Origin of the sequence: Longimonas sp., from assembly GCF_040409695.1 — a bacterium.
Lineage (GTDB): Bacteria > Bacteroidota > Rhodothermia > Rhodothermales > Salinibacteraceae > Longimonas.
The window spans coordinates 1-11,524 of record NZ_JARWGJ010000079.1 but is presented as its reverse complement, the minus strand read 5'-3'; the positions used below and the strand labels follow the sequence as shown (position 1 = coordinate 11,524).

Below are 11,524 nucleotides of genomic sequence, written 5' to 3'. Positions count from 1 at the left end.
CGAGAAGGGTGGGTGCAGCCAAATCCACCGGATACGCGCACGGATTACAAGGTGGCGGTCGTGGGCTCGGGTCCTGCCGGACTTGCCTGCGCGCAGCAGCTGAACCGGGCGGGCCACACCGTTACCGTCTACGAGCGCGACGACCGTCCGGGCGGACTCCTGCACTCGGGTGTGCCCAACTTCAAGCTACCGCAGTCCATCATCGATCGGCGCATTGACCTGCTGCGCGCCGAGGGCATCCGGTTTGAGTGTGGGGTTGAAGTGGGCACCGACCGCTCCATCGACACGCTGCACGCCAACGCCGACGCGGTGGTGCTCTGCATCGGTTCGCTGCGCCCGCGCGACCTACCGGTGCCGGGCCGCGACCTGGAGGGGATCCACTTCGCCTGGCCCTACCTGCACCGTCACAGTCACATCGCCACCGACGGCGATGCGCCCGACCTGGACTACCTGCCCGAAATCGATGCCGCGGGCAAGCACGTGGTGGTGCTGGGCGGAGGCGACACCGCGAGCGACTGCATCGGAACGGCTCACCGTCAGGGCGCGGCCTCCATCACCAACATCACACACGGACCGCAGCCGCCCACCGAGCGCCCGAAAGAAAACCCGTGGCCCTTTGCGCCCGGCACGCTCACCGTTAGCATCTCGCACGAGGAGGGGGTAGAGCGCGTCTGGAATACGGATGTCATCGCGTTTGAGGGCGACGAGCAGGTCGAACAGATTCGCTGCGCCGATGTGCGCTGGCACCACGACAATGGGCAGCGCCGCAAGGAGCAGATCGCCGGTACCGAGCGCACGCGCCCGGCAGATCTGGTGCTGCTTGCCATCGGCTACGAGGGACCCGAGCGCGAGGCCCTGCTCGATCCGCTTGATGTGGCGCTCGACGACCGGGGCCGCGTTGCTACCGATGCCGACTACACCACCGATACGCCCGGTATCTTCTCGGCCGGCGATGCCACGCGGGGCGCCTCACTCGTGGTCTGGGCCATCGCCGACGGACGCGAGTGCGCCCGCACCGTCGACCGCTACCTCACCGGCAGCACGGCCCTGCCCACGCGCGGCCCTGGCGACCTGGAGTAACACGCAGTCAGATGTAGCCAGGCCACTCATGGTCAGGCAATCGGAATGTCAGGGAAATGCGGGGCGTCCGTTTATAAGCGAGGGCGCGTACCGATCCAGGGCACTGCGCACCCATTCACGTCCCGGATCGCACAGGCGGACAGTCCCATCGCACCGGAGGCATATGGAGCCGTTATTGCAATTTGAGTTGCAAACATAAGCTTATCCTGTTGCTGTCTGAGATCCGTTTCTTGGCGCTTCGTGTCCCTACATCATACTCCCATGCGTGCCCTGTCCCCACGCGTGTCTTGGCCGTAGAAAGCGACATGAGCACCGTAGCTCAGACGCATAGGGCAACCAGACATAAGCAACCAGCAAAAGGGGCAAGACCGGTCGGTTTCAGCCTCCGGCGGCGCTACACGCCTTGCGCTTCTTGTTGCTGCGCCTGCTCCTGTGCGGCTTCCTCCTGAATGCGGGCCAGCGACGCCTCCAGCGAATCGCGGCTGATGACCTGTCCCGTGTTCGTATCCACCTGGCCAAAGGAGAGCACGCCGGTGGGGCAGCTCTGCACGCAAGCCGAGCAGCGCACGCACTGCGGATCCTCCATCGGTTTGCCCTGCTGTGCAAAGCTCATCACGTCGATGCCCTGATGGCACACGCTCGTGCACACGTTGCAGGAGATGCACTTGTCTTTGTCGGCGAGGATACGAAATCGGCTGAAGCGGTGGTAGATATGCATCAGCGCCGCCAGCGGACAGAAGAAGCGGCACCATACGCGTCCGCTCAGCCAGAAGTAGACGCCCAGCGCCAGCATGCCTGCGAGCAGCACATCCACAAACCAGGCATAGCTCAAGATGCCAAATCCAAACAGGCCGCCGGAGAGCATCGCGTTGAAAGTGGATTCCATCCATCCGCCGGGCCAGATCCATCCGCCGATGCGCCAGAACAGCATCACAAACGCAACGACCATGATGATCTGTCCGGCAAAGTTGAGCTTGTTAGTCCACTCGCCGTGGGGCATCTTGTCGCGATGCTCATCGCCGACGGTCTCAGCAAGGGCGCCACAGGAGCAGATCCAGCCGCAGTAGGCTCCCTTACCCCAGTAGTAGATCATACCGGGAATGAGGACAAACGTCTGCACGAAGCAGATGAGAAGCCACCAGAAGAGCGGGTCTTGCGTGAACACGTTGTAAACCAGAAGGGGCCAGGCAAGGATAAACCCATAGGCGCGCCAGTACTCGCGTCCGTGTGCCGACCACTCCGTGGTAGGAAACAGGGCATCCAGAAAACCAGTGGGGAGGAGTCCGTTCGCTCCCAGGTACGGGAGAATAAGCTCCGGAAGCAGAAACAGCGGCACCACCTGAATAGCAGCCAGTGTGATTGTCTGCACGGTGATGTACGGCGTTTTTCGCCGCCTGATGCGCCGGTATCCATAGATCACCACCACGGCCGAGTACACGAACGTGTAGTAGAACGAAGGCGATTGCAGCGAGATCGAGAGCACCCCGATGAGGCTTGTGGGCTCAGTGGCGGCAAACACATCACCGAGCCAGAAGGGAAACGCGTTGGCCGATTCAGCGAGCTGTCCGAGCCACCCACCGTCTTTCCAGCTAAATACGGCGACCATCAGCGCGAGAAAGGCACTCATGGTGCCGATACGCTTCCACCGGAGCGTGCCAAGCCAGCTCAGGTCGCGTACAGCATCGGAGAGCGAGTCAGGAAACGCGCCCCAGTCATTACGAATGGTAATGCCAGAGCGGCGGAAGAAGTCGAGTGGCGCCTCGCGCCCGATCATGGCAAAGACCTGCCGGGCAGGCACGCGCTCGGTGGTGTCGTCGTTGTGGCGTAGCACCACTGCCTCCTCATCGATGCGTTCCACCTCCGTGTTCATCTTGAGGGTAAGCGAGCCGGTACCGCTATACGAGGCGAGTTCATAGACGCGGTCGATGTTCTCTTCTTTCGGGCGAAAGAGGGATTCGCGGCGATAGGAGAGCGTGACATCAGCTCCCGCTTCGGTGAGAGCAATAGCAGCCTCCAGGGCCGAGTCGCCTCCGCCGACGACGGTAACAGGATAGTCTGCATACTTCGTTGGGTCGTTCAGGCGGTGCTGCACGTGGTCGCGCTCTTCGCCCGGGACCCCCAGCTCACGGAACGCGCCGCTGCGTCCAATAGCCACAACCACGCGCTGCGCCGCGATACGCGATTCATCGGTGCACACCACCTCCAGGCGTCCCCCCTGCCGGTCAATGCGATGCGCTTCGCCCGTCTGCACGTCGACATCGCTGGTCTGCGCTTCCAGCTCCTCGACCAGCTCTTCTTTGACGGGAGCCGACACCTGAATGGCACCCTCCGGTGTCATATTTTTGGGATACGTGTAGATGGGCTTGCCCTGCTGGAAGTCTTTGATCGTGGCAAACCGCTTTGTCGCCTCCAGCACGACATACGAAAGGCCCTGACGTTCTGCTTCACGGGCTGCAGCCATGCCTGAGGCTCCCGCTCCAAGAATAACGACATCGTATGCATCCTCCTGTGCACCAGGGGTAAGCGAAGAGTCGTCGGCGATGTGGCGCACGGCCTTCGTGCCACTGTCGAGCGAAAACTTGAGCAGAGGAACGCCCGCCAGGTCGCCCACGACGTACACCCCATCTACGTTGGTCTGGTAGTGTTCGTCGACACGGGGCAGGCGAGACACGTCGCCGTCGGGCCACTGCATGTGCAGCCAGTCAGCGTAGCGGCGGAGAAGCGAAAGCATGAGCAGACACGTTGGTAAAGGGGACCGATCGCACACGCTGTGTGTACGCGACAGGCAAGGAAGCGTTACATCTGTGCTTGCAATGAACCATACGTTCAACTACGTGCGCTTGCATCCCCTATGATTTACGGCATTACCGGCAATCCGAACAAATCCGACGTGTGGCCGCTTCTCGACCATGTACTCGGACTGCTGAAAGCGCGTGAGCTGTCGTATCGGTTGGCGCCGGATCTTGCGAAGGGCCGCGCCGAGCGGGGCGCATCGGTAAAAGAGGGATGCGTAGCCCCAAGCGTGAAGGACGTAGGACGCCAGGCCAACATTGTGTTTTCCTTTGGGGGCGACGGCACGCTTCTGCGTACAGCCCACGCGGTGAGCCCGTCAGATACTCCGCTTGTGGGAATTAACATCGGGCGCCTGGGCTTCCTGGCCGATGTGGAGCACGACCAGGTGGCACGTGCGATTGATGCACTGGAGCGGGGAGATTACCGCATCAGTCCCCGTATGGTAATGGAAGTAGATGCCGGTGAAAGAACGCTTGGGCGCAACTGGGCACTAAATGAGTGCGTGATCAATCGGAGCGGAGCAGCAGGGCTTTTGCGCATAGGCGTGACGGTAAACGGGGAGTGCCTGAACACGTACTGGGCCGATGGGATCATCTTTTCCACGCCTACAGGGTCGACGGCATACTCGCTCTCTGCCGGGGGGCCTATTTTGATGCCCGAAACAGGCGTCGTAATCATCACACCGATTGCGCCGCATACGCTTTCCGTGCGGCCCATTGTGCTGCCAGCTACAGCAACGATTACCGCGGAAGTATGCAATCCGGACCGCCCTTACGTGTTTGCCGTTGATGGAGTCAGCACAGAGTTCAAGGAACCGAACATACCATTTACGGTACGACGGGCCGCTCATTCAGTGAACCTTGTCAAGCTGGATGGCACGCACGTGTTTAACACGCTGCGCCGCAAGCTTATGTGGGGCGCACGATCGTCCGGTTCCGGCCACGCAAGGAACGCCGAGAGCGGCACGCCAGATACGAAAAGCGAAGGTCGTTGAACTCAACATGAAACCATGCGTTCACACTTGATTGCTACACGCGTAGTCCTTTACATGTGAATCCGATTTGGTCAGGTAGCTCAGGTGGTAGAGCAACGGCCTGAAAAGCCGTGTGTCGGCGGTTCGAATCCGCCCCTGACCACAGAACGTCGCGAAAAGCGACTGCTGTACGAAAGATACAAAACATGTGACGTAAAACCGTACGGTCCGGTAGTTCAGTTGGTTAGAATGCTGCCCTGTCACGGCAGAGGTCGCGGGTTCGAGTCCCGTCCGGACCGCTAAGTACGTACTGTAAGGAAGCAAACATTGTGATATAGAACAAAAAGCGCCAATCCAGTGGCTGGATCGGCGCTTTTCTATTTAGATGTATATTGTTTAGGTGTACATGATGTCTGCGTCTGACTTCCATATTCATCTGGCACAATAGTTGTCATACATTGAATTAAGTAGCTTACAATCCCTGCACACGTAAGGTATAAGTAACGGGAAACTGCGCCATACCTTGCATAGGGTAAGGAAGAATATGCTTGCAGGTGCCCGGCACGCTACGTACACTGTGTAACGAGCGTCATCTCTTGAGAAGGTAGACGCTCCTCGTTTTTTAGTTCATTTGGAAGCGCTTCCATCATGATTGAATTTCCAGAGATGCAAGCCCTGGTGCCACAGGCAGGGCCCCATGTACGGCTTACTGCGCTGCATCGCGACCACATCCACACGCACTTTCGGTGGAACAACGACCCCGAGCTTAACCGGCTTGACAGCGAAGTACCGTTCCAAAAAGAGTCGTTCGGTACGTTCAAGCGCCGGTTCGAGCGGCTCTGCGACAGCCCGGAAGAGACGCACTACGCGTTTGAGATCCACAGTATTGCAGAAGAGGAACTGATTGGCGTTGCATCGCTCTACGGTATCAGCCCCTCAAACGCGCATGGCCGCATCAGCATTACAATTGGAAATCGCTCATACTGGGGGAGCGGATATGGACGAGGGGCCATGAGCTTGCTGCTCAGCCTCTGCTTTGACAAGGTGGGGCTGCACCGCGTGAGCGCTGAAACATTTGAGTTCAACGATGCCTGGACGCGGCTGGTGCGCGGCTCAGGGTTTAAGTATGAGGGAACTGCACGTGAGTATCTGTTCAGAGATGGACAGTTCTGGGACAAAGATCACTACGCACTCCTGAAACGAGACTACGAGCCGCTTGAGCCGATCCCCGTACAGCCTCCCGAAAAAGAAGAGGTTGCGGAAGTCATGTAGCTATGCACAGAGAGTGACACAGGCGTGTACATGGGGCTGTGCGCATGAGTGCGCGCAGGAGCAGGCATGAAGAGTAAGCCAGTCACGGGCTGTTGTGACGGGCTGTTCTCCATCAGCTCTCTATCGGCGTTGAGCGGATGCGCTTCCGCTCGACGCTATGAGGTGATCGCCCCAGAAACACGAGCTACTGATGTAGAGGTGTCGGCGGTGCGCTTGAGCCAGAAAATCAGTGTATCATCCTTATAGTGAGACCAAGGCGACCGTTTGAGCGCTCCATCCCAGATTGCATCAACGGGATGGCCTGCTCGGTAGGCCTCCTGGGTGAGCGCACGAATGCCTTCCTCGCCCAGTGTCGATTCTTCACGCGTCGGCTGCTCCAGTAGGCCGTCGGTGTATGCGACGAATGCCGTGCCGGGGTCGAGGGTGAGGGTATGTTGCGCAAATGAGGTGTCAGGCGTAAGCCCCAGGAGAATGTCGCTATCCTCAACAAGCGTGCTTGCCTTCTCATCAACAAGAAGAGGCCGGCAGTGCCCGGCATTCGAGAACGTGACGGTGTGCGCGTTGGGGTCCCACACAAAGAGAAGAAAGGACGCGAACGTGTCGGTGAGGACTTGATCCTCAAGCAGGAGCGTGTTTATATGAGCCATCATATCGGCTGGAGCGGGAACGTCATCTAACCGGGCACGCAGGCTGGCCCGCACGTAGCTCAGGAAACTGTAGGCATAGAACTTGGCCTGCAGGCCTTTTCCCATCACATCACCGATTGCAAAAAAGTATCGCCCGTCATCCAGCTGGCTCCAGTCGAGTAAGTCACCGCCGCCCTGCTCACTGGGCTCGTATCGCACAACGAGTTCGTAGCCAGGCATCTCGGGGAGCGCATCAGGCATGAGGCGCTGCGAGAAATCGTGCCCCAGCTGGGTATCCAGCCGGTTACTGAAGACCTCAACGCGTTCAAGAAGCCGCTTTGCACGCGACACAAGCTGTTTCATGTCGAATGGCTTCGTAATAAAGTCATCCACGCCCAGACGCATGCCCGTCATGTGGGCATCCTCGTCGGTTCGGGCTGTCAGGAAAATGAACGGGATTGCGCGTGTGTCGGGCTGCGTCTGCAGTTCCTCGAGCAGCGTAAACCCGTCCATGCGCGGCATCATTACGTCAGAAATGATGAGATCAGGGCGCCGGTCTGAGATTTTGTTGAGCGCGTCAACGCCGTCGACAGCGGTAACGACAGCACAGTGACTCTCAAGGCGGTAGGAGAGTAGTTCGCGCAGCGTTGCATCATCTTCGACGATTAAAATAGTACGTTCATCCATGGGTCATGATCATAGGGAATTGAAGCCGTGAACTGATATTCCGCAGGAGGACGTGACCGGTACGATACATCAGTTGCGCATGCGTCAATGATGCGAAGTCCCATCTGGGATTCAGGCAAGGGAAGGGTGTTTGATTGCATCTCAAAAAGCGATGCTTCCAGGTCGAACCCGGTAGAGTTGTCGGCAACTTCGCAGCGAGCCAACGTTTCAGAGAGCGACACGCGCACAGAGATGCGCGGAACGCTTGAAAATGTAGCATGACGCATGAGGTTGGCCAGCCATTCGTGCAGGACAAGCTGCAGGTAATGACGCGTACGTGAAGGGGGCATGTGCCCCCCCGAATCCGATTCAGAGGTCGGCCATGACTGGCGCAGTACAGCGCGCACATCGTCAAGGGCTCCATCCGGGTCGGTATACGTCCGTTGGAAAAGCAGACTCATAGAAGCAATCGTTAAGTCAGGTCGGCCTGCGCATCGGCGACCGAATCATACTGAGGAAACACCTTGTAAGTGCGCGTGAGTTCAACCACAACACGCACAGGCTCTGAGCTGCCCGCAAAGACGACCGTACCGTCGTGCGTAGCTACGCGACGATATAACGAGAATACCGCACCAAGCCCCGAGGAGTCGAGTACGTCGGTATCTGAAAAGTCGAGAATAAAGTTGCGCTTTCCGTCGTCGATCGGAGGATGAACAGCGTCTTTGAAAGCCTCCGCGTTGCGAAAATCAAGCGTGTCGCCCACAGTAACAACAAGGGTGTCGTCTGACACCGGTCGGGTGTGAAAGCTCATTTTAGCGTATTTGATTAGAGGGTGAGTAGCGCAGGAGTGCAGACCTTCGGGCAGCGTGTTGCAAATGGCCGGTCAGCAGAAATAAGTAAGAAGCAAACTTCATGCAACCCGCTGTACACGCGTAGAATACAAATTGAAGCCATGTTAAACAGTGCACAGAAGTAAAGATCTCATATTGATTGACCGTTTCGCTGCCGTTGTCGTGCAAATTTGTATCGGTGCGGTCGTTGTTGCAGGACTTACCGGATGCGAGCGCCGTAGCGGAATGCCCGCCGAGGCGTTGGAAGCCGACCGGGAGCTACGACCTGTGCAGATTACACACGATCCGCATATCGTGTTGCACGAAGGGCGCCGCGAGCGCGCTATCCTTTCAGGGCCCCGCATGTTTCAATACGAAACGTCGGACAGCACCTACTCCGTACTGCGCGGTCCCGAAGGAGACCCTACAACACGCATTCACGTTCAGCTCTTTTCGCCAGAGGGCGACTCCTCTGCTACCATCGCTGCTGATAGCTTGCTCTACTTCGCCCGCGAGGGGCGTGCCGACGCATACGGCAACGTCGTGATCCGCACTGCCGATCGCGAGCTGTACAGCGAGCATGTAGTGTGGCGACAGAGCGATCGCCTGGTGCGCTCGTCTCGCTACGTGCGTATCGTAACCCCTAATGAAACGCTCAACGGACGCGGTATCGTTGCCGACGAGGATCTGTCTTCATATCAGATCGGGCGCTTCGCTGCTGAAGTGGACCTGGATGAGGAAGAATAGCGTCTGCCTCTGCGTTATAAAGTTTCAGAACCTGTTCTGGGGCTTCTATCATGGAATCACGAATATCATGAAATCACGAACGGTCGCCCTTCCTTCATGAAGCTACTTCGCCTCCCCGCTCACATTGCGCGCATTGCTGTTGTACGCATCGCGCGATGCCTTCAGGTCCGCTGCAAGGCAGGGGGGATGCGGGTCGTGGTACTGGGTATGGCGATCATGGTGCTTACAGGAAGTTTCCTTCCCGGTGAAGCACGCGCACAGCAGACAGACCCCGCAGCCTCCGATACAACTCGTTCGCGCGCTTACGTAGAGGCCGATTCGCTCAGTGCCCAGATTATAGACGATGAACGCGTGCAAGAGCTGATCGGAGATGTGTTTGTGAAGCAGGACTCGACCGAACTGCGTTCAGAAAAAGCATTTCGCTATCTGGATCGCGACGAGTTTCTCTTTCTGCGCGCCGTAGAGATTGTGGAAGGCCCCGATACCCTGCGGGCCGATACCGTGCGATACGAACGGCGCAACGATCTCGGATTCGCTTTCGGGAACGTAGAGCTCACCGATGGCGACGTTGAGGTACGCTCCAGCGAAGCCATCTACTTCTTCGATGAGCGCCGTGCTGTGTTCGAGCAGGCTGTTGAGCTTGAAGATAGCACAGCCGTGCTGCGTAGCGAACGGGGCACCTACCTGTCTCCTGAGCGCCGGGCCGATTTCGCTGGCAACGTTACACTCGATGACCCGGCCTCGTGGCTCGAAGCAGACTCCCTCTCGTACTACCGCGACCGCCGCCGTTCCGAGGCTTTCGGGCACGTATTTATTGACCGCGATCCGGGAGCAGCTGCTACCGATCCTGAAGGCGCTCCAGTCGACGACGATGAGGAGGACACCCGTACCTGGCTCTTTGGAGACACCGCGATCAACGACGAAGATGAGCGCCGCAGCGACGTGCGCGGCAACGCGCTCATGGTGCAGGTGCGTGCCGACTCCCTGGGAGCACCCAGCGACACTGTTATCGTAGATGCCGACCGCCTGCTGGCCCAGCGCAGCGATACGCTAAACCGCCTCACAGCAATCGAGGACGTGCGCGTATGGCAGCGTGAAATCGCTGCAGATGCCGACTCGCTCGTCTACGATCGTACCGTACGCCCCGATACGTCTACCGCGCCCCCGTTTGAGGAGTCACGGCTCTTTGGGGATCCAAACGCGTGGTTTGAAAACGCACAGGTGCATGGCGACACGCTACGCACGGTCGTGCGCAACCGCACCATTGACTCGTTGTACGTATTTAGCAATGCGTTTGCAGCCGAAGAAGACACGGTGCTCCAACGCATCCAGCAGCTGCGGGGGCGCAACATGACCGCGGCCTTTCGAGAAGGCGACCTGCGCACCATCCGCGCCTTCCCTAATGCAGAGACCATCCGATTTATCGAAGAGGACGGGCGCCTCGCACGTGGCGCTGAAGCCTCAGGTGATGAGATCGTTATCGAATTTGATGACCAACAGACACTCAAGCGCGTGCGTGTGCTTTCGGGGATACAGGGCATGCTCTACGAGCCGCACCTCATCCCCGACCCGTTTCAGCTTGAAGGCTTCCGGTGGACCCCCGATGCACGGCCGCTCAAGCCTGTGCTACTAAGCGATGAGCGGTTTCGGGCGCGCGTCGAACAGGGGTGGTCGTTCGACGTGCCACGCACACAGATCGTGCGCCGTCCACCTGATGACTCCAGGCCGAGACAAGGGGCCGACGGCACAATACGACGTTCAGCCGCTCTGGACTGAAGCCAGGATGCCCCGAATGCGCCCGATGAAGTCGGACTAACCAACGCTGTGTCAGATAAATTTTCTACCTTTATGCCTGCGATTGAGAACCCGTACACGTTGCATGCGGAAGGGCTCACCAAACGATATGGGAAGCGCACCGTCGTGAAGTCGGTAGACCTGAAGGTTCGCCAGGGGGAGGTCGTCGGGCTCCTTGGGCCGAATGGCGCAGGTAAGACAACGACGTTTCACATGGTAGTCGGACTGGTTCGCCCGAACGAGGGGCGGGTCTCTCTCAATAATGACGATATAACCCGGCTTCCCATGTACAAACGGGCACGGCGCGGCATCGGCTACCTGGCGCAGGAGACCTCGGTATTCCGGGAGCTCACTGTTGAGAACAACCTACACGCCGTACTCGAATTCCAGTCGATTAGTAAAGAGGAGCGGCACCACCGAGTTGAGTCGCTGCTCGACGAGTTTGGGCTTGATCGCGTGCGCAACTCAAAGGGCTATTCGCTTTCAGGCGGTGAGCGCCGCCGCACGGAAATTGCGCGGGCACTGGCTACAGAACCAAACTTCTTCTTACTTGACGAACCGTTTGCAGGCGTGGACCCCATTGCTGTTGAAGACATCCAGGAGATCGTTGGGGGACTCAAGGAGCGGGGCATCGGCGTGTTGATTACCGATCACAACGTTCACGAAACGCTCGCGATCACCGACCGTGCCTACCTTCTGTATGAAGGCCGCATATTGAAGCAGGGTACGGCAGAAGAACTTGC

General features: G+C 58.5%; 10 protein-coding genes and 2 tRNA genes. 8 read left to right on the top strand and 4 right to left on the bottom strand.

Features of this window, described 5'->3' with window-relative positions; all coding sequences use genetic code 11:
• Positions 1 to 1,080: glutamate synthase subunit beta (locus tag PPP56_RS04910; protein ID WP_353562914.1), on the top strand; the 1,080-nt coding region annotated here is incomplete at its 5' end.
• 394 nt (positions 1,081 to 1,474) lie between these two features.
• Here PPP56_RS04910 and PPP56_RS04905 read toward each other — a convergent pair.
• Entirely contained in the window at positions 1,475 to 3,811 is a 2,337-nt protein-coding gene (locus tag PPP56_RS04905; RefSeq protein WP_353562913.1) for an FAD-dependent oxidoreductase, read from the bottom strand.
• Positions 3,812 to 3,931: 120 nt separating this feature from the next.
• Here PPP56_RS04905 and PPP56_RS04900 point away from each other — a divergent pair, with 120 nt between their 5' ends.
• From PPP56_RS04900 to PPP56_RS04885, 4 genes are all read left to right on the top strand, one after another.
• Entirely contained in the window at positions 3,932 to 4,867 is a 936-nt protein-coding gene (locus PPP56_RS04900; RefSeq protein ID WP_353562912.1) for an NAD(+)/NADH kinase, read from the top strand.
• A gap of 69 nt (positions 4,868 to 4,936) precedes the next feature.
• Positions 4,937 to 5,009 (top strand) — tRNA-Phe (locus tag PPP56_RS04895).
• 62 nt (positions 5,010 to 5,071) lie between these two features.
• Positions 5,072 to 5,145 (top strand) — tRNA-Asp (locus PPP56_RS04890).
• Positions 5,146 to 5,494: 349 nt separating this feature from the next.
• A complete protein-coding gene (locus PPP56_RS04885; RefSeq protein WP_353562911.1) occupies positions 5,495 to 6,118 on the top strand; it encodes a GNAT family N-acetyltransferase in 624 nt (207 codons plus the stop codon).
• Positions 6,119 to 6,273: 155 nt separating this feature from the next.
• Here PPP56_RS04885 and PPP56_RS04880 read toward each other — a convergent pair whose 3' ends face one another.
• From PPP56_RS04880 to PPP56_RS04870, 3 genes are read right to left on the bottom strand one after another with little or no spacing between them, the layout of a single operon-like run.
• The gene (locus tag PPP56_RS04880; protein WP_353562910.1) at positions 6,274 to 7,431 is read right to left on the bottom strand and encodes a PP2C family protein-serine/threonine phosphatase; all 1,158 of its coding nucleotides are present in this window, start codon (positions 7,429 to 7,431) and stop codon (positions 6,274 to 6,276) included.
• Positions 7,410 to 7,871: an ATP-binding protein gene (locus PPP56_RS04875; RefSeq protein ID WP_353562909.1), complete on the bottom strand. Its 462-nt coding sequence runs from the start codon at positions 7,869 to 7,871 to the stop codon at positions 7,410 to 7,412. The genes PPP56_RS04880 and PPP56_RS04875 overlap by 22 nt, the downstream gene beginning before the upstream one ends.
• 11 nt (positions 7,872 to 7,882) lie before the next feature.
• Positions 7,883 to 8,221 (bottom strand): STAS domain-containing protein, encoded by a 339-nt coding sequence (locus tag PPP56_RS04870; protein ID WP_353562908.1) that lies wholly within the window; start codon positions 8,219 to 8,221, stop codon positions 7,883 to 7,885.
• A gap of 202 nt (positions 8,222 to 8,423) precedes the next feature.
• Here PPP56_RS04870 and PPP56_RS04865 point away from each other — a divergent pair, with 202 nt between their 5' ends.
• The 3 genes from PPP56_RS04865 to lptB form a co-directional block, all read left to right on the top strand.
• The gene (locus PPP56_RS04865) at positions 8,424 to 8,987 is read left to right on the top strand and encodes an LptA/OstA family protein (RefSeq protein WP_353562907.1); all 564 of its coding nucleotides are present in this window, start codon (positions 8,424 to 8,426) and stop codon (positions 8,985 to 8,987) included.
• Positions 8,988 to 9,083: 96 nt separating this feature from the next.
• Positions 9,084 to 10,763, top strand: coding sequence for an OstA-like protein (locus PPP56_RS04860; protein WP_353562906.1), 1,680 nt, complete (start codon positions 9,084 to 9,086; stop codon positions 10,761 to 10,763).
• A 72-nt stretch (positions 10,764 to 10,835) separates the two neighbouring features.
• Positions 10,836 to 11,524 (top strand): LPS export ABC transporter ATP-binding protein (lptB, locus tag PPP56_RS04855; protein WP_353562905.1); only part of this gene is annotated, 689 nt, incomplete at its 3' end.